This window comes from Leucobacter komagatae (genome assembly GCF_000834055.1).
Classification (GTDB): Bacteria; Actinomycetota; Actinomycetes; order Actinomycetales; family Microbacteriaceae; genus Leucobacter; species Leucobacter komagatae_A.
The window spans coordinates 62,402-80,160 of record NZ_JXSQ01000008.1; the positions used below are offsets into that span (position 1 = coordinate 62,402).

The window sequence follows — 17,759 nt, forward strand, 5'->3', positions numbered from 1 at the left end:
TCTGCGCTATCGCCTCGTCGCGGCGAGCACGGTGAACGTCGCGTCGCGTGCGAGCTGCCGCACCGGGCCGATGACATGTTCGAGCAGCGGCCGGTACCCGAGGTGGGAGTTGAAGACCATTCGCAGCTCACCGCCCGGGCGGAGGATGCGCGCGCAATCGCGGATAAGTCTGTGTCCCACGCCGGCGTGGACGGTCGCGCCCGTGTGAAACGGCGGGTTCAGGAGGACAAGGTCGGCCCAGGCGTCTGACACCGCTTCAGCGCCGTCAGCGCGGTGGATCACGAGCCGGCTGGCGACCCCCGCCGCCTCGGCGGTGAGCGCGGTTGATCGCACTGCCGCGTCGGACTGGTCGCTCGCGACGACTGTCGCGGTTGGGAGTGCGAGCGCGGCCGATACGGCGAGGACTCCGCTGCCGCACCCCAGGTCGAGCACGTGCTCGGGTGCGGCGGCTGCGCGGGCTGCGTGCCCGGTCTGCGTTCCGCCGACCTTCGCGGGGTGCGTGTGATCGCCCGCCCAGTCTGCGTCGAGCGTGCGCAGCAGCAGTCTGCTGCCATGGTCGAGTTTCGTTCCGCCGAATGTCGCCCCGAAGGCTGCGACCCCGAAGCTCAGCTCGCGGTCGTTTCCCCACTTAGGAAAGGGGGGCTCCGAGCTGGCGAGCGTCGGCCGCGGATCGCCGGCTTGAATGACCCGCGACTTGCGCCAGCCGAGTCCGGCGCTGACGTCGCCGAAGTACCGGGAGAGGATCTCGTTCTGTGCCAGCGTCATGTGCTTCACACGGCCGCCGGCGAAGATGCGCACACCGGGATCGGCGAAGCGCGCGATTTTCCACGCAATCTCTTCGAGGGCTTCGAGGCCGCGTGGGAGCTGCAGGATCACCGTTTCGGCGCCGGAAAGGAGCTCAGGTCCGAGCGTTGTGTTGGCGTAGCTGTCGCTCAGCCCGAGGCTGTCCGCGTTGCGCGCGAGTGCCCGCTCAGCGAGCACGGGGTCCTGGTAGGTGCGGAGACCGCTCGCGCCGAGCACGCCAGCCGCTCCAAGCGTCAGAGCGCCGTGCCTGTCCCCGATGATGGCAACGGAGCCGGGAGCCGAACTCCGAATGCGTGCCGCTGCTGTCGTCAGAATGAGGAGATCTGCGGTGTCGAACGCCTGCAGCTCGGGCGCATCAAAGTCTGGCTCGCGGCTGAGGGATGAACACAGCTCTTCGAGCGACGCGGCTACGGCTTCCACACGACGACCTCGGCATTGCGGCGCACCCGCGTGCCTCGTCGAAGGGTGACGACCTCGCCACCGGCTCCGGCGGCGAACACGCGCCGTTCGGGCCGCTTGAGCATCTCGTCAGACAGCGCCCGCTCGAGCTCGTGCACCTGCTCCTCGAGCTCACGCACGCGGTCCTCAAGTGTGAGCACGCGGCGAATCCCTTCGAGGCTGAGGCCCTCGGCCGAGAGCCGGGAGACCTCCCGAAGCCGGTGCACATCGTGCAGAGAGTATCGCCGAGTGTTGCCACTGGTGCGCTGCGGCACTACGAGCCCGATTCGGTCGTACTGCCGCAGCGTCTGCGGGTGCATTTCAGCGAGTTCGGATGCGGCAGCGATCGCAAATACCGGCGTGAACCTGTCCATGTGCCTGTTCGCCATCGTCCCTCCCTACGCCTCTCGTGCTCGGTTACGTTCGCGCTCGCGCGAACAGATCTTCCCGCGGGTTTTCCTGTGGTTCGACCTGCTGGAACGCCTCAAGCGCTTCGCGGGCCGCTTCGCTCAGGTGGCTTGGCACCGCCACCTGCACCTCTGCGAGCAGGTCTCCCGTCCCCTTGGAGGTCTTCACACCACGGCCCTTCACCCGGAGCACACGGCCACTCGGAGTGCCCGGCTGCACCTTCAGGCGCACGGTTTCGCCGCCAAGGGTCGGTACTTCAACGGTAGCGCCGAGGGTCGCCTCTGTGAAGGTCACGGGGAGTTTGAGCTTGAGGTTCAACCCGTCGCGCTCAAACACCGGGTGCTTCCGCACGGTGACCGTGAGCATGAGGTCGCCGGCTGGGGTTCCGCCCTGGCCGGGTTCGCCCTTGCCACGAAGGCGGATCTTCTGGCCGTTCGAGACGCCCGCTGGGATCTTCACCTTGACGTTGCCGTTTGAGGTTTGCAGGGTGACGGTGTCGCCGCTCACTGCGGTCTCAAAATCGATCGTCGTCGTCGCGTTCACGTCGCGTCCCTTTTGGGGGCCACGAGCACCGCCTCCGCCGAACATGTTGAATAGGTCGTCGTAGCCGCCGCCCTGCTGGAAGGTGTACTGCGTGTTGCGTCCACCCTGCCCGCCGGCTCCGCCGAACATGCCGCCAAATACGTCCTCGAAACCCTGGCCGCCCTGGCCGCCCGCCGTGAAGCGAGCGCCGCCTGCGCCCATGGCCCGAATCTGGTCGTACTCGGAGCGCTGTTCTTTGTCGGAGAGCACCGAGTATGCCTCGCTGATCTCCTTGAACTTCGCCTCGGCCGCAGCATCCCCCGGATTTGAGTCCGGGTGATACTTGCGGGCGAGCTTACGATAGACCTTCTTCAGTTCGGCATCGTCGACGTCTTTGGAGACGCCGAGCATCCGATAGAAGTCTTTATCCAACCAGTCCTGACTAGCCATCGGCCCCCACCGCCACCGCTACCTTGGCGGGGCGCAGTTCAACATCACCGATGCGATAGCCCCGCTCAATCACGTCGAGCACAGTGTGCTGCTCGGTGCCGGGAACCGGGACCTGAGCGATTGCTTCGTGCACCTGCGGGTCGAAGAGGTCGCCCTTCTCGCCAAAGCTCTCCACTCCGAGCCGTTCAAGGCTGGAACGGAGCTTCTGCGCGATGGTCGAGAACGCGGTCCCCTCTTCGAGGTCGCCGTGCTGTTCTGCGCGGTCGAGGTCGTCGAGCACCGACAGCAGCTGGAGCACCACAGATGCCTTTGCGCGCTGCTTATCAAGCTCGACGTTCGCCTCGGTGCGCTTGCGGTAGTTGGCGTACTCAGCCGAGAGCCTGCGCAGGTCCTCGAGGTACGGGTTCTCCCCCTCGTCGGCTGCGGCCTCGGAATCCGCGCCAGCGGCTTCCTCGGTCTGCTCGGCTCCGAGCATGTTGTCTACCGTGAGGTCAGCTGCCTCCGGCCCCGGGGCGGAGGACTTGCCCTCCGCCCCGGGCGCTGGTGCGGAATCGCTCTGCGATGCCTCACCGGCCTGGCCAGCCGGAACATCGCCCACTGGCTGGTCGTCGCCCAGATGTTCCTTGTTAGCCATGGTTACTTCTGCTCCTCGTCGTCTTCAACAACCTCTGCGTCGACCACATCTTCGTCGTTGGACTCTGCGCCCTCTGCGGCTGCCTCTGGGGCTTCCTGTGCCTGAGCGTAGATGGCTTCGCCGAGCTTCTGCTGGCTCTCGCCGAGCTTGTCGGCGGCCGTCTTCAGCGCGTCATCGTCGTCCCCTGCGAGGGCCGCCTTGAGTGCGTCGAGGTCGCCCTGCACCTCAGTCTTCACATCTTCGGGGAGCTTGTCCTCGTTCTCCGAGATGAGCTTCTCGACTGAGTACGCGAGCTGTTCAGCGTTGTTACGCTGCTCGGCTGCCTCACGGCGCTTCTTGTCGTCCGCTGCGTGCTCTTCTGCCTCGCGAACCATGCGCTCGATGTCGTCCTTCGAGAGCGTCGACCCACCGGAGATGGTGATGGTCTGCTCGGTGCCAGTGCCCTTGTCCTTGGCCGAAACCTGAACAATGCCGTTGGCGTCGATGTCGAAGGTGACCTCAACCTGCGGCACGCCGCGGGGAGCGGGTGCGATGCCGGTGAGTTCGAACGTGCCGAGGTTCTTGTTATCGCGGGTGAACTCGCGCTCGCCCTGGAAGACCTGGATCGCAACCGACGGCTGGTTGTCTTCTGCCGTCGTGAAGGTCTCCGAGCGCTTCGTCGGGATCGCGGTGTTGCGCTCGATGAGCTTCGTCATGATGCCACCCTTGGTCTCGATACCGAGCGAGAGTGGGGTGACGTCGATGAGCAGAACGTCCTTGCGCTCGCCCTTCAGCACGCCGGCCTGGAGCGCGGCGCCCACTGCGACGACCTCATCGGGGTTGACACCCTTGTTCGGCTCGCGGCCGCCGGTGAGCTGCTTCACGAGCTCGGTGACGGCTGGCATGCGGGTCGATCCGCCAACGAGCACGACGTGCGCGATGTCTGCGACCTTCACGCCAGCTTCCTTGATGACGTCCTCGAACGGCTTGCGGGTGCGCTCGAGGAGATCCTTCGTGAGCTCCTCGAACTTCGCGCGGGTGAGGGTCTCGTCGAGGTTGGCCGGGCCGTTCTCGGTGAGCGAGAGGTAGGGGAGCTGGATCTGGGTGCTCGTCGAGTTCGAGAGCTCCTTCTTCGCCTGCTCAGCGGCTTCCTTGAGGCGCTGCAGTGCGATCTTGTCCTTGGAGACGTCGACGCCGGTCGAGTTCTTGAACTGCTCGCTCAGCCACGCAACCACGCGCTGATCCCAGTCGTCGCCGCCGAGGCGGTTGTCGCCTGAGGTCGAGCGCACCTGGATGGTCGAGAAGTCGTCGTCCTTGCCCACCTCGAGGAGGGAGACGTCGAACGTGCCGCCGCCGAGGTCGAATACGAGGATGAGCTCGTCTTCCTTGCCGCGGTCGAGGCCGTAGGCGAGCGCAGCAGCGGTGGGCTCGTTGATGATGCGGAGCACGTTGAGGCCCGCGATCTCGCCGGCCTCCTTCGTTGCCTGGCGCTCGGCGTCGTTGAAGTAGGCGGGCACCGTGATGACCGCGTCGGTGACCTTGTCACCCAGGTAGGTCTCGGCGTCGCGCTTGAGCTTCATGAGCGTGCGCGCGCTGATCTCCTGCGCGGTGTACTTCTTGCCGTCGATCTCGTCGCTCTTCCAGTCGGTGCCCATGTGGCGCTTGACTGAGGCGAGGGTGCGGTCAACGTTCGTGACGGCCTGGCGCTTCGCGGTCTCACCGACGAGCACCTCGCCGTCCTTCGTGAACGCGACGATCGAGGGGGTCGTGCGGAAGCCTTCGGCGTTCGCGATGACGGTGGGCTCGCCACCCTCGAGAACGGCGACGACCGAGTTGGTGGTGCCGAGGTCAATACCTACTGCACGTGACATATGTTCTCCTTGCGTTGTGCTGGACCGGCGGCGAGCGCCGGTGGACTCTGGGGCTCCTCGAGTGGTTTCTCAAGTTGAGCCTTATGCACTCAAGTTTAGCTGAGCCCGGGCGCGAGTCAAGTTCAGCGAGTGAAACTTGAGTGAACTTCACTCAACTCTCAGGTTCGTGCGACCGGCCCCGGACCAGGGCAGCCTCCTTCACTCGCGCTCACCGTGTCTATAGGAGTACGCTTTTCACACACAGAGGGGAAGCCATGAACCGCGGCTCCTCCTCACACAGTGCCAGGCACACTCACCGGAGAGCAGATCACGCGCCCCGCAGCGCAGCTTCCACCGGGAGTACGCGAGCTCCCGAGCGGCCGCGAGCTCCAGCGCAACATCGCATACCTCGCTAGACCCGATCCGCTCTCGGATCCCGCCAACACAACCCAGAGAGGAGCACCCGGATGGAACTTCTCATCATTGGGGTACTCGGCATGCTCGGCATAGCGGGAGCCAGTCTCATCGCTCCCAAACTTCGAATACCAGCACCGCTGCTCCTCGTCTTCGTAGGCATCGTTATCAGCTTCCTCCCGTTCGTGGCCGACTTCGAAGTCGACCCCGAGTGGATCCTCGCCGGAATTCTCCCACCGCTGCTGTACTCGGCATCGGTGTCAATGCCAACGGTCGACTTCCGCCGCGAATTCACCACCATCAGCGGCCTGTCCGTCGCGCTCGTGGTGGTGAGCGCTGTGGTCCTCGGCTTGCTCTTCTCCTGGCTGATCCCCGGTCTCGGGCTCGCCGGCGGCATCGCGCTTGGCGCGATCCTCAGCCCAACCGACGCCGTCGCGACCACCATCGTGAAGCGGGTGGGCGTATCGCCGCGCATCGTGACCGTGCTCGAGGGTGAGAGCCTCCTCAACGACGCGACCGCGCTCGTGCTCCTGAGATCTGCGATCGCCGCCTCCGCCGCCTCCGTATCGCTCTGGACCGTGCTCGGAGATTTTGCGTGGGCAGTCTTCATCGCAGCACTCATCGGCCTCGTCATTGGCGTACTCAACCTCTTCATTCGCGCACGAGTGAAGGATGCGACAGTGAACACCGTGATCTCATTCACCGTGCCATTCCTCGCGTCGCTGCCAGCCGAAGCCCTCGGCGGTTCGGGCCTCGTCGCAGCAGTTGTCGCCGGCCTCATCACCGGCATGGGCTCGGTCAAGTACCTCACCCCGCAGCACCGCATCTCAGACGAGCAGAACTGGCGCACCGTTGAACTGCTACTCGAGAGCACCGTGTTCTTGGTCATGGGCCTCGAGCTCTCGAAGATCATCAACGACGTGCAGCGCGACGGCGCTGGCGTGTGGACCGCGGTTGGCCTCGCTGCCATCGGCCTCGTCGTCGTGACCCTGCTCAGAGCACTGTATGTAGCACCCCTCATTGCCTCGCTCGGGCGAAGCCAGAAACGTGGCGAGCAAATCAAACCGACGCTCGAGCGCCTGCAGACGAAGCTCGACAGTGCGGGCGACGAGGACTTTGAGATGGTGCGAGACGGCCGCTCGCGGACCGTTCCAGCACGGCGCCTCTCTCAACTCCAGGGGCACGTGCGCCGCAAGTCCGCGGACATCGACTACTTCACCAAGAAACCCCTCGGATGGCGCGAGGGCACCGTGATCGCCTGGGCTGGCATGCGCGGCGTCGTGACGCTTGCCGCCGCGCAAACGCTGCCGGCCGAGACGCCAAGCCGTTCGCTGCTCATCCTCGTCGCCTTCCTCGTCGCGGGCGCCTCGCTACTGCTGCAGGGCGGCACGCTCCCCTGGGTGGTGCGCAAAGTACAGCCGGACTCCCCCGACCCCCAAGAGGACGCGGCAGAGCGCGCCGAACTCCTCGAGCTCCTCATCGAGGTGGGCAAGGACCGAGTGGGGCCAGCGCACGTCAGCGATACGACCGTAACGCCGGGGCGGCTCGAGCAGCGCGAAGAATCAGAGGTTCTCGGCGCACTCGGCGCGGGCGAGCACGACGCACAGGAACGCGCGCGCCGAAGCGCATTGCGCCGCGAAATCCTGCTCGCTCAGCGTGAGCTGTTGCTCGCCATGCGCAAAGAGGCCCGGTTCAGCTCCGCGACACTTTCGCACGCGCTCGCTACGCTCGACGCGGAGCAGATCGCACTGGAGATGCGCGAGGACGCCGCAGACAGCTAGCTCGGTGTGAGGCGCTGGGGCCGCCGCCGCTGGCAGCCCCAGCGCCGGCGGCACCCCAGCGCCGCGGCGCCCAGCGCGGTCGCGACTCGTTCATGAGACCGTTACCTTCCCAGGCCGTTTACTCCCCCACAGCCCTCTCAGGTCGGGGTAGCCTGGCCGTGTGAGCGAAACACCACGCACCCCCGCAACGAAGCGAACAGTAGCCTCCTGGGCCCTCTGGGACTGGGCGACGCAGCCGTTCAACTCGGTGATCCTCACGTTTGTTTGGGTGTCGCTCTACCTCGTTTCCGACGCATTCCTCGCACCAGACATCGCGGCGCAGAACGCCGACGGGAGCCTCACCTGCTCCCAAAGCACAGACGCGAGCACCGCATACTGCTCGGGCCTCGCTGACCTCTCCGCGAACTACGGCTGGGTCATCTTCGCCGCGGGGATCCTCATCCTGCTGCTCGCTCCGGTGCTCGGCCAGCAGGCAGACGCCCGCGGCAGCAAGAAACGCTGGGTCGTGCTCGGAACCGCCCTGCTCGCGCTCATCCAGTTCGCGATGTTCTTCGTCTACGCCGATCCACAATTCTTCTGGTTCGGTGCCGCAGCCGTCGCGCTCGGCTCGGTCGCGAGCGAGATCGCGGGCGTGAGCTACAACGCGATGCTCTATGACGTCTCGACGAAGAAGACGATCGGGCGCGTGAGCGGTCTCGGCTGGGGCCTCGGCTACATCGGCGGCATCGTCGCGCTCGTTGTCGTCGTGCTGCTCACCGAGCTTGACTGGTTCGGGCTCGACGTCTCGAACGGCCTTGCTTACCGCCTCATCGCGGTCGGGGCGGCGGCCTGGACCGTGGTGTTCTCGATTCCCTTTGTGCTCTGGGTGCCGGAACCGCCCGCGCGCACCGACAGGCCCCGCGTCGGCTTCTTCCGCAGCTACGCGGTGCTCGTTCGCGACCTCCGCGCACTGTTCCGTGAGCACCGCCAGACGTTCTGGTTCCTCATCTCGAGCGCGGTCTACCGCGACGGCCTCGCGGGCATCTTCGCGTTCGGGGGCATTCTCGCCGCCGTGTCATTCGGCTTCTCGGCGACCGAGGTCATGATCTTCGGCGTCGCCCTCAACCTCGTCGCCGGCGTCTCGACCATCATCGCCGGCCGCCTCGACGACAGGTTCGGGCCGCGCGCGATCATCGTCTTCTCGCTCATCACGCTCGTCGCGAGCGGCCTGTTCATCTTCCTCTTCAGGGAGGAGGGCAAGGCGATCTTCTGGATCGGCGGCCTCATCCTTTCCGCCGCCGTCGGGCCGGCGCAGGCGTCGAGCCGATCGCTGCTCACCCACATGGCGCCGGCAAGCATGCAGGGTGAGGTGTTTGGCCTCTACGCGACGACGGGTCGCGTCATGAGTTTCCTCTCGCCGTGGTTGTGGGCCGCGTTCATTGGCTGGTTCGGCGCCACGCACTTCGGGATCCTCGGCCTGATCATCGTCGTCGGGATCGGCCTCGTCATGACGCTCGTATTCGTGCGGAAGCCGAACCCCGCGGACCTCGCCGAGGCGTAACCCCGCTATACGACGGGGATGCCCGCCGTATCAACGCTCTTGCCACCGTCGCGGCGCTGCACCGCGAGGCTCACGAGCAACAGCACGAGGCCGGCGCCAGCGAGCACGGCGCCAAGCCATCCAGGCGCGAGGTAGCCGAAACCTCCGGCGATCACGAGGCCGCCGAGCCACGCGCCAAGACTGTTCGCGATGTTGCCAGCGGCGTGATTGAGCGCCGCGCCAAGCAGTCTGGCCTCACTCGACATGCGAATGAGCCTTGCCTGCAGCGTCGGCAGGAGAATCGACGAGGCGAGACTCACCAGGAAGGCAAAGACGAAAAGCCCAACAGGGTGCGACGCGAGGAGAGAGTACAGCACGAAGGAGGAGATAAAGAGCGCAAACCCCCACAGCGCGGTGCCGATGGGGAATTTGTCGGTCAGTATCCCGCCAAGAATGTTTCCGAGCACCATCCCGACCCCCATCGTCGCGATCACCCACGGCACCATCCCCGCGCCGAGGCCGGCTTCTCGCGTCGTCACCTCCGCAATGTAGGAATACACCGCGAAGAACCCGCCGAAGCCGATGGACAACACGGCGACCATGATCCACACCCGTGCGCTGCCGAGCGCGGTCAGCTCACGCAGCGGGCTCCGCTGTGGGTCGCCCGGGAAGCGGGGTACGTACAGCGCCACGAGCAGCAGTGTCGCCACGAACAGCACCGCGACGAGTCCGTAGACCCAGCGCCACCCGAGCTGCTGGCCGAGCACCGTCGACAGCGGAACCCCGATGACGTTGGCGACCGTTAGCCCGCTCATCGCGAGCGCAATTCCCTTGCCCATGCTCCCGGGGCCCATGAGACGCGCAGCGAGCAGTGAGGCAACCCCAAAGTAGGCACCGTGCGGCAAGCCCGAGATAAACCGGAACGTGGCCACTGCCTCAAAGCCCGGCACCAGCGCGGAACCCACGGTGCCAATAATGAGCAGCACGAGCAGCCACAGCGCAAGTTTCGTCTGCGAGAGCCTCGCGCCGAGCACAGCAAACACTGGCGCGCCGACGACAACGCCGAGGGCATACAGCGTGATGAGCGTCCCAGCCTGCGCGATGACCCGCTGGGGGTCGGCCTCGTATCCGGGAAGGAGGTCGCCGGCAATTTCAGGGAGCACACCCATCGTCGCGAATTCGGTCGTGCCGATCGCGAAACCGCCGAGCGCAAGCGCGAACAGCGCAAGATTGCGTCTAAAAGTGGTGAGTTGGGGCACGAAGGTGGCCGCCTTTCGTGGCAAGCTGAGCGAGGGAATGAGCGGCCCGTGCGCGAGGACGCCGCACTAGTATCCCATTGCGGGGTAGCCTATTCGAGTGTCTCGCCCAGAACTTAGCCCGCAGCAGCTCAACGTCTACGAGCGCATCGAGCATACCCGCGAACATATTTTCGTCACAGGGAGGGCCGGGACGGGCAAGTCGACCATCCTCAACCACCTCTCGTGGAACACGTCGAAGATTATCGCCGTCTGTGCGCCAACCGGCGTCGCCGCACTGAACGTAGGTGGGCAAACGATCCACTCGCTCCTGCGCCTGCCCACAGGGGTCATCGCAGACCACGAACTCGATCAACCGGCCGAGCTGAAGAAGATGCTCGCCTCCATCGACACCCTCATCATCGACGAGATTTCGATGGTGTCTGCCGATCTCATGGACGCGATCGACCGCTCGCTCAGGATCGCCCGCGGCAAACGCCACGACGCATTCGGGGGCGCGCAAATCATCATGTTCGGCGACCCGTTCCAGCTGCCGCCCGTGCCGCCGCGCGATCCGCACGAGCGGGCCTACTTCGACGACACCTACCGCTCCCTCTGGTTCTTCGATTCGAAGGTGTGGCAGGAGACGCCGCTCGACGTCATCGAGCTCACCGAGGTGCACAGGCAGAGCGACGACCGGTTCAAGCAGATCCTCGGTGCAGTGCGCTACGGCGTCGTCGACGAGACACAGGCGAACGAACTCAACGCTGCCGGAGCACGCCCCGCACCACGCGACGTCATCACACTCGCGACAACGAACGCGACCGTGAACCGTATCAACGCAGAACGGCTCGCCGAGATTCGGGGAACCGCGCTCAAAGCCGCGGCGGAGATCACCGGCGAGTTTCGCGAAAACACGTATCCGGCCGATGAGGTGCTCGAACTCAAGGCTGGCGCACAGGTCATGTTCCTCCGCAACGACCCTGACGGACGCTGGGTCAACGGCACGATCGGAACGGTCTCGAAGATCGAGGGCACCGTCTGGGTCGACGTCGGAGATGAGGAATACGAGGTCGAGCCGACAACCTGGGAGCGGTTCCGGTACCGCTACGACGCCGAGACGAAGAAGCTCGAAAAAGAAGTCGTTGCAGAATTCGAGCAGTTCCCGCTGCGGCTCGCGTGGGCCGTCACCGTACACAAGTCGCAGGGCCACACCTACGATGCCGCAGCGATCGACCTCGGTCCGCGCGCGTTTAGCGCCGGGCAGACGTACGTTGCGCTCAGCCGGGTGCGATCGCTCGACGGCCTCTTCCTTGCGCGGCCGCTTCAGCCACGCGACGTCATCGTCGACCCGAACGTCGTGCGGTTCTTCGCCGACCGCACCCCGGAGGCCGCGGCACCCTCGGCCTAGCGCGGACCGACCGAGCCCATCCGCGCCGGCGTCGCCGGCGCGGGTGAGCCACGGCACTGACGTCACGCCGGCAGGAACTCGACGACGTCGCCAGCCGCCGTGCGAACGGTCAGCGCGAACCCTGCGCGCTCCGCGAGCCGAACATCGATCCCGCTCACGCCGACCTCGGCGTACTCACCCCGCAGGGCGTCGACGCGCTCCACACTCGACTCCAAGCGTGCGAAGTCGAGTAGCTCAAGGCTCGGGACTGTCGTCTCCCCTGGCTGCGGCGTTGCGCCCCAGTCAATCAGGAAGGGCACATCGTAGCGATCCGGTACTCCTGGCTCGCCCTTCGTGAGTCGCCACTCCAGCAGCTCCCCCTCTGGGGTGTGCCGGGAGAGACCCTCGACCGGTCCGGTAGGCCAGCCGACGGTGCGCGCCCGTTCAACTGCGACCGCGATATCCGACGGATGCACAGCGAACGCCTGGACTGCGGGGCCCGAAAGCTCACTGATCCCGAACTTCTCGGGAAGCGCGCCTGCTGCTGCGTCGGTATACGGCCCAATGAGTTCGATGTACTGCGGCCCACGGCGACCATCAATAGTGAGGGCGACAAGGGCGTTCTGCGTCCCAGTTGGGTGCCTGCCTCCCGGCTGGGCGGTGACACCAGTGCGCTCGGCGAACCATTCAACGAGCGCAGTGAGGTCTGGGCTCGCAATCACAATGTGATCGAGTGCGGCGGTCATGCGCGGCTCCTCCCTGCTGGCAGCTCGGGCTCGCCGATGGACAGCATGAGCCGGTTCGCCCAGTTAAAGAACGCCGCACCGTTCACTACGTCGATGATCTCCGCATCCCCAAGCCCAACCTCCCGGAGCGCGCGAACGTCTGCGTCTCCGAACTCGAGCGGGGTGTTTGTGAGCGAGACGGATGCGCTCACCACGGCGTTCCACACCGGGTCACCCAGGTCGGCGCCGACGCCCTCATCGAGCAGCCGTTGCACGCTTTCGCTGTTCCCAGATTCGCGTGTTGCTGCTGCTGAGTGGACCGAGGCGCAGAAGACGCAGCCGTTGTGGCGGGACGCAGCCGTTGCGGCGAGTTCACGCTCCGCCCTCCCGATGCCATCGTTCACGTTGAAGAAGATGTCGAGGTCGGTGAGCGTGCGGGCGTGGAGTGCCTTCGGGTCGCGCGCGAGCAGCCTGAAGTATGGCAGCTTGGCCCTGGCAGGCTCGATGAGCGCTTCAAGCTGCTCCTCGCTGAGGTCTGCCTCCGCCACTGGGGCGAGCCAGGGTACCCAGCCGAGGCCCTGCTGCGTGAACGCGTCTGGGCGGCTGAGGTCGGGGTAGCGGGTAATGAGCTCCTGGCTTTCCGCTGACAGCGCCGCCGACGGCGCAGCTTGCCCACCGGTGCCCTGTTCCGCCGTTCGCGAAGGTGTCTGCTCGGGCGCTGCCTCGTCGGCGACGCCGCCGATGATCCGCAGCCCCCACGCCGCCCTCAGCTGAAAGGCGAGGAACGAGACGAGCTGCGAGAGCGACACGATGTCGTCTGCTGACCAACCGGCGTCGATCAACGCGGCGAGGGCAGCTGGCGACGCTTCCCGCGGCCGGAACACGAGCAGGTGGGCGTGCGCGAGCGCTGCAGCGAGGTGCTCGCCGAGCGCTTCGGTAGCCGCCTGGTCTGGCGCCCAGGTGAGCGCGAGCACGCTCTCACTGTGCAGGCCGGGTTCGCGGTACGCACCAACAGGGCCGCGCGATGCGGCCTGAGTTGCGAGGTCGCGGATCACCGCTGCCAGTGCTGGGGCTTCGTCACCGAGAACGTCGGCGTAGAAGGCTTCAGCCGCACGAAACTCGTGGAGCTGCGCGACGAAGAGCGCGACGGCGTAACGCTCTGCGAGCGGGAAGCTCCCCGGAGCCTCCGGCTCGAGCAGTGCCGCGAAGCTCAGCTGAGCGTTCTCCTGGGCTTGGGCCCGCTGCGCGCGGAGTGCGGCGAGGGGGCTGCCTGGGGCGATGCCAGCGAGCAGATCGATGAGGTCTGCGCCTGTGGTTGTGGTCATTGCGTGTCCTTTGTGTGTCGTGGTTGGCCTGCGCGGATGCTGCGGTGCTGTGCGGCGTGGTGTGGTGGCGCCCCGTGCCAGGGGCGTGAGGGTGGTGTGCGAACAGGTGGTTTGCTGCCTGTTGCCAGACAACCTGCTCGTTTCCTACCCGGTGGCCGCCAAGCCGGTGTTCCCGTGCGGTGATGTGTGGTTCCGGGTACGCGAGCACTCGGTTGCGGAGCACCGGGTGAGATCACACCCTGCGGTTTCCCAACAGGTGCTTTGCTGCCTGTTGCTTTGCAGCCTGGTGCTTCGCTTCCTGGTGTTTCGCCCCCAGGCGCTTGGCCGCCCGGTGCTTCGCCCCCAGGTACTCGGCCGCCAGGTGCTTTCCAGCCAGACGCTTCGGCTCCTGGTGCTTTGTCGCCAGTCGCTTCGGCTCCAGGCGCTTTGCCACCCGGCAGGACGCCACCTAGCATCGGATCGCCAGGTTGTTTCCGCAGAGGCGGTTTTCGACCAGGTTGCAAACCACCTGATCGAAAACCACCTGGTCGAAAAGCGCCCGGCACAAAAGCGCCCGGCAGAAAAGCGCCCTGCACGAAAACCCCAGGTCGATCGCTCCCTGTCCGAGGACGAGCGCTCTGCGATCTCCCCCTCATGGACGCTTCCCGATCATCGGGGTGCGCCAGCGAGCTCGGCGTCGGCGAGTTCGGCGTCCGTGCGCGCCTCGGTGAGCAGACCCCTCGCGGACGCCGCGGCCTCCGCTGCAACGGTGCCAGTGCTGCGCGGGCCGCGGATGCCCGCCCCGGGGATCGCGGCGAGCAGGGCCCGCGTGTAGTCGTGCTCAGGCGCAGCAAAGACCTGGTCGGCCGTCCCGTATTCGACCTGCTTCCCACGCTGCAGCACCGAGACCGTGTCTGAGATCTGCCGCACCACAGCGAGGTCGTGTGAGATGAAGATATAGGTGAGGCCGAGGTCGCGCTGCAACTCAGCTAGGAGCCGCAAGATCTGCGCCTGCACGGTTACGTCGAGCGCGGACACTGCCTCGTCGAGCACGACGAGTTCGGGTTCGAGAATCAAAGCGCGAGCGATCGCCACGCGCTGGCGCTGCCCACCCGAGAGCTCATTCGGTTTCCGCGCCCCGATCTCGGGCGCGAGTGCAACGAGGTCAAGCGCGTGTTCGATGCGCTGCGCACGATCCGCCGCAGAACCGATACCGAAGTTGCGCAGCGGCTCGGCGAGCACGGCCGAAATCGTCTGCCGCGGGTCGAGCGAACCGTAGGGGTTCTGGTAGACGAGCTGGGTGCGCCTTCGGAAGTCACGGGCGAGTCGCTTCCCTGTCACTTCGGTATCGCCGACAACGATCTCGCCGGCGCTCGGGCGCTGGAACCCCGCGATCGCGCGCCCCGTTGTGGTCTTGCCCGACCCCGACTCGCCGACGATCGCGTGCGTGGTGCCGCGCGGCACGCTGAACGTGACGTCGTCGACGGCTACGAACGGCGCAGCGCGGCCAGGGGTTTTGAACTCTTGCCTGAGCCCGCTCACCCGAACGAGCGGCTCGGCGGCGAGCGCGAGGTCTGCCGCGCCAGGGCCAGCCACGCCAGGGTCAGCTGGCACGCGGTCTCGCACCACGACGCGCGCAAGCGACGGCGCGTCTGCGAGCAGCTTCTTCGTGTACTCCGACTGCGGCCGTGAGAGCACTGCCCCGGACTCACCGGATTCCTGCACTTCACCGCCGCGCATCACGACGATCGAGTCTGAGCGATCCGCCGCCACCGCGAGATCGTGGGTGATGAACAGTACCCCCATCCCCGTTTCCTGCCGCAGGCGGTCGAGCAGGTCGAGCACCGTCTGCTGGATGGTGACGTCGAGCGCGCTCGTTGGCTCGTCGGCGATCACCAGTTCGGGCTCCAACGCGAGCGCGGCCGCGATGAGCACGCGCTGCCGCATGCCACCAGAGAGTTCGTGCGGGAACTGCTGCGCGCGCCGCTCGGGGTCGTCAATTCCTACGCGGTCGAGGAGCTCGAGCACGCGCGAGTTGACGGCGCGCCGGTCACGCCAGCCGTGGATGCGGAGCGCCTCGCCGACACTCGTCCCGATCCGCGTGACCGGGTTGAGCGAGTTTCCGGGATCCTGCGGGATGAGGCCGATGCGCTCACCGCGCACCCCACGCCAAGCTCGTTCGGAGAGGCCGGTGAGGCGTTCTGTGCCGCGTGCTTCGCTCGCAAGGGTGATCTCGCCGCCGGTCACGCGCCCGTTGCCCGAGAGCAGCCCGATCACCGACTGGGCGACACTCGTTTTCCCCGACCCTGATTCACCAACGAGCGCGGTGACCTTGCCCGGTGCGACGTCGAGCGAGACACCGCGCACGGCATCCACGGTGCCCGAGGGCGTCGAGTATTCGACGCGCAGGTCGCGCACACTCAGCAGCTGGATTTCGCTCATGTTGGGTCTCCCCCTCTGATGAAGTGACTCAGTCGATTCGTTGCGAGAACGATCGCGACAACGACGAGGCCAGGCAGCACGGTCAGCCACCACGCGGTCGCGACATAGTTGCGGCCCTCCGCGATGAGCAGCCCCCACTCGGGTGTGGGCGGCGGTGCACCGTACCCGAGGAATCCGAGGGTGGAGATCTGCAAGATAGCGCTGCCGAGCTGCAGCGCTGCGAGTGCCAGCACCGGCGTGAGCGAGTTCGGGAGGATGTGTCGCCACAGCACCGTTAGGAATGTGCCGCCCGAGCCGTAGGCTGCCTCGACGTATTCGCTCACGCGAACGCTGACGACCTGAGAGCGGGCGAGGCGCGCGAACACGGCGATCGATGTGACGCCGACCGCGATCGCTGCGTTTGTTGTGCCGAATCCGAGGAGGATCACGATGCTCAGTGAGAGCAGCAGCGCGGGGATCGCAAGCAGCACGTCGACGAACCGCATGAGCACTTCGTCGACGAAGCCGCCAACTGCGCCCGCGAGCACACCGATGGACGTTCCCACCACGAACCCGACGAGCACCGCGACGAGTGCGCCGACGATGGATTCTGACGCCCCGTAGATCACGCGGGTATAGAGGTCACGCCCGGTCGCGTCGGTGCCGAACCAGTGCGCGACGCTCGGGCCCTGCAGGGCGGGTCCGACCGTCTCCGTTGGGCTGCCGTGCGCGAAGAGGCCAGGCGCGATCGCCCAGGCGAGTCCGATAAGAATCACGCCGGCTGGCACCAGGAGTCCGAACACCCGTGCTGCGTTCGTGCCGCGCAGTGGCGACCGAGTGCGCGGGGTCTGGCCGCTGCCGGCGGGATCGGCGCCGTCTTTCTCGAGTCGCGGTCTGGTGAGAATGCTCATCGCACGGCTCCCTTCAGGGACGCTGGGGCTTCGGTCTTCGCGCGCAGGCGCGGGTCGAGCACCGGGTACAGCAGATCGACCACGAGGTTGATAATGACAAACGTGAGCGAGGCGAACACGACGATCGCGAGCAGCACAGGTGTGTCGCGATTTGCGACGGCCTGCGCGGTGAGCTGCCCGATACCTGCACGCGCAAACACGGTCTCGGAGACGACTGCGCCACCGACGAGTTCACCGAACAGCACGCCGGCCATCGTGAGGGTCGGCAGCAAGGCGTTGCGCGCGACGTTTCGCCACAGCAGCCATGAGGTGCTCGCACCGCGGGCGCGAACCACGGCAACGAATGGTTGCGTGCGCACCTCGTCGATGGAGCGGAGGAGGACCTGTGCGAGGGGGGCGGCGATGGGGATCGCGATCGTGAGTACCGGAAGCACGAGTGCCTGGATTCCTGTCGCCCCGATGGCGGGCACCAGCCCCAGCTGGAATGAGAACACCTGGATGAGCATGATGCCGATCCAAAACACGGGAAGCGACACGAACAGTGGCGGAAGGCCACGGAAGAAGCGGCGCAACCACACCGCGCCGCCAAAACTTGCGGTGAACGCGATAGTCACCGCGAGGAATACCGCGACAACGAGACTCGAGATAGCGAGCACGAGGCTTGAGGGCAGTGCGGTGGCGAGCAGCGTGCTCACCGCCGCCCCGCTGTTGACCGAGTAGCCGAGATCGCCGCGCAGGAACGACCAGATCGAGTCGAGGTAGCGCTCAAGCGGCGGGCGGTCGGCGCCGTAGCTCTCGCGGATCGCGTCGAGCTGCTCGGGCGAAAGCCCCAGCTCTGGGTTGCCGTAGCGGGCGAGCACCGCGTCTCCAGGAAGGGCCGATAGCAGCACGTAGGCCACCGTGTAGGCGAGCAGCAGCACGACGAGCGCCTGCAGCACGCGCCTCACGATGTACGGCATGTGATCGTTCCTTCC

The 17,759-nt window shown here is 66.2% G+C and carries 14 protein-coding genes; 3 read left to right on the top strand and 11 right to left on the bottom strand.

All coding sequences use genetic code 11. The features are described 5' to 3' along the window. Positions 1 to 6: 6 nt before the first annotated feature. Genes SD72_RS07850 through dnaK form a run of 5 tightly spaced genes read right to left on the bottom strand, consistent with a single transcriptional unit; the run spans position 7 to position 5,106 of the window. Positions 7 to 1,224 carry a class I SAM-dependent methyltransferase gene (locus SD72_RS07850; RefSeq protein WP_042543893.1) on the bottom strand — a complete coding sequence of 406 codons (1,218 nt, stop codon included), beginning with the start codon at positions 1,222 to 1,224 and terminating at the stop codon, positions 7 to 9. Continuing rightward, entirely contained in the window at positions 1,212 to 1,631 is a 420-nt protein-coding gene (locus SD72_RS07855; RefSeq protein ID WP_198141911.1) for a heat shock protein transcriptional repressor HspR, read from the bottom strand. The genes SD72_RS07850 and SD72_RS07855 overlap by 13 nt, the downstream gene beginning before the upstream one ends. Before the next feature lie 28 nt (positions 1,632 to 1,659). Continuing rightward, positions 1,660 to 2,622 (bottom strand): DnaJ C-terminal domain-containing protein, encoded by a 963-nt coding sequence (locus SD72_RS07860; RefSeq protein WP_042543894.1) that lies wholly within the window; start codon positions 2,620 to 2,622, stop codon positions 1,660 to 1,662. Beyond that, positions 2,615 to 3,256 carry a nucleotide exchange factor GrpE gene (locus SD72_RS07865; protein WP_042543895.1) on the bottom strand — a complete coding sequence of 214 codons (642 nt, stop codon included), beginning with the start codon at positions 3,254 to 3,256 and terminating at the stop codon, positions 2,615 to 2,617. The genes SD72_RS07860 and SD72_RS07865 overlap by 8 nt, the downstream gene beginning before the upstream one ends. A 2-nt stretch (positions 3,257 to 3,258) precedes the next feature. Next, entirely contained in the window at positions 3,259 to 5,106 is a 1,848-nt protein-coding gene (gene dnaK, locus SD72_RS07870; RefSeq protein WP_042543896.1) for a molecular chaperone DnaK, read from the bottom strand. Positions 5,107 to 5,552: 446 nt separating this feature from the next. Here dnaK and SD72_RS07875 point away from each other — a divergent pair, with 446 nt between their 5' ends. Together SD72_RS07875 and SD72_RS07880 are read left to right on the top strand one after the other, a co-directional pair. Next, entirely contained in the window at positions 5,553 to 7,280 is a 1,728-nt protein-coding gene (locus SD72_RS07875) for a cation:proton antiporter (protein WP_042543897.1), read from the top strand. A 160-nt stretch (positions 7,281 to 7,440) separates the two neighbouring features. After that, positions 7,441 to 8,820 (top strand): MFS transporter, encoded by a 1,380-nt coding sequence (locus SD72_RS07880; protein WP_042543898.1) that lies wholly within the window; start codon positions 7,441 to 7,443, stop codon positions 8,818 to 8,820. Between the two features lie 5 nt (positions 8,821 to 8,825). Here the strand turns inward: SD72_RS07880 and SD72_RS07885 are convergent, their stop codons facing one another. Further along, positions 8,826 to 10,058: an MFS transporter gene (locus tag SD72_RS07885; RefSeq protein ID WP_042543899.1), complete on the bottom strand. Its 1,233-nt coding sequence runs from the start codon at positions 10,056 to 10,058 to the stop codon at positions 8,826 to 8,828. 97 nt (positions 10,059 to 10,155) lie between these two features. Here SD72_RS07885 and SD72_RS07890 point away from each other — a divergent pair, with 97 nt between their 5' ends. After that, entirely contained in the window at positions 10,156 to 11,445 is a 1,290-nt protein-coding gene (locus SD72_RS07890; protein WP_042543900.1) for an ATP-dependent DNA helicase, read from the top strand. A 62-nt stretch (positions 11,446 to 11,507) separates the two neighbouring features. Here SD72_RS07890 and SD72_RS07895 read toward each other — a convergent pair whose 3' ends face one another. The 5 genes from SD72_RS07895 to SD72_RS07920 all read right to left on the bottom strand — a co-directional run bounded on the left by SD72_RS07895 (position 11,508) and on the right by SD72_RS07920 (position 17,744). Beyond that, positions 11,508 to 12,170 carry a VOC family protein gene (locus SD72_RS07895; protein ID WP_042543901.1) on the bottom strand — a complete coding sequence of 221 codons (663 nt, stop codon included), beginning with the start codon at positions 12,168 to 12,170 and terminating at the stop codon, positions 11,508 to 11,510. Then, the gene (locus SD72_RS07900; RefSeq protein ID WP_042543902.1) at positions 12,167 to 13,474 is read right to left on the bottom strand and encodes an alkylhydroperoxidase domain protein; all 1,308 of its coding nucleotides are present in this window, start codon (positions 13,472 to 13,474) and stop codon (positions 12,167 to 12,169) included. Before SD72_RS07900 ends, SD72_RS07895 begins: the two co-directional genes overlap by 4 nt. Before the next feature lie 648 nt (positions 13,475 to 14,122). After that, positions 14,123 to 15,895 (bottom strand): dipeptide ABC transporter ATP-binding protein, encoded by a 1,773-nt coding sequence (locus SD72_RS07910; RefSeq protein ID WP_042543904.1) that lies wholly within the window; start codon positions 15,893 to 15,895, stop codon positions 14,123 to 14,125. Further along, a complete protein-coding gene (locus SD72_RS07915; RefSeq protein ID WP_084766955.1) occupies positions 15,892 to 16,785 on the bottom strand; it encodes an ABC transporter permease in 894 nt (297 codons plus the stop codon). The genes SD72_RS07910 and SD72_RS07915 overlap by 4 nt, the downstream gene beginning before the upstream one ends. After that, positions 16,782 to 17,744 (bottom strand): ABC transporter permease, encoded by a 963-nt coding sequence (locus tag SD72_RS07920; protein WP_042543905.1) that lies wholly within the window; start codon positions 17,742 to 17,744, stop codon positions 16,782 to 16,784. The genes SD72_RS07915 and SD72_RS07920 overlap by 4 nt, the downstream gene beginning before the upstream one ends. Between the last annotated feature and the right edge of the window lie 15 nt (positions 17,745 to 17,759).

What these genes read in the sequence shown, in the direction of transcription:
- SD72_RS07895 (WP_042543901.1), bottom strand. Translation starts at nt 12,170, where the DNA reads ATGACCGCCGCACTCGATCACATTGTGATTGCGAGCCCAGACCTCACT.
- SD72_RS07875 (WP_042543897.1), top strand. Translation starts at nt 5,553, where the DNA reads ATGGAACTTCTCATCATTGGGGTACTCGGCATGCTCGGCATAGCGGGA.
- SD72_RS07910 (WP_042543904.1), bottom strand. Translation starts at nt 15,895, where the DNA reads ATGAGCGAAATCCAGCTGCTGAGTGTGCGCGACCTGCGCGTCGAATAC.
- SD72_RS07915 (WP_084766955.1), bottom strand. Translation starts at nt 16,785, where the DNA reads ATGAGCATTCTCACCAGACCGCGACTCGAGAAAGACGGCGCCGATCCC.
- SD72_RS07865 (WP_042543895.1), bottom strand. Translation starts at nt 3,256, where the DNA reads ATGGCTAACAAGGAACATCTGGGCGACGACCAGCCAGTGGGCGATGTT.
- SD72_RS07855 (WP_198141911.1), bottom strand. Translation starts at nt 1,631, where the DNA reads ATGGCGAACAGGCACATGGACAGGTTCACGCCGGTATTTGCGATCGCT.
- dnaK (WP_042543896.1), bottom strand. Translation starts at nt 5,106, where the DNA reads ATGTCACGTGCAGTAGGTATTGACCTCGGCACCACCAACTCGGTCGTC.
- SD72_RS07900 (WP_042543902.1), bottom strand. Translation starts at nt 13,474, where the DNA reads ATGACCACAACCACAGGCGCAGACCTCATCGATCTGCTCGCTGGCATC.
- SD72_RS07920 (WP_042543905.1), bottom strand. Translation starts at nt 17,744, where the DNA reads ATGCCGTACATCGTGAGGCGCGTGCTGCAGGCGCTCGTCGTGCTGCTG.
- SD72_RS07860 (WP_042543894.1), bottom strand. Translation starts at nt 2,622, where the DNA reads ATGGCTAGTCAGGACTGGTTGGATAAAGACTTCTATCGGATGCTCGGC.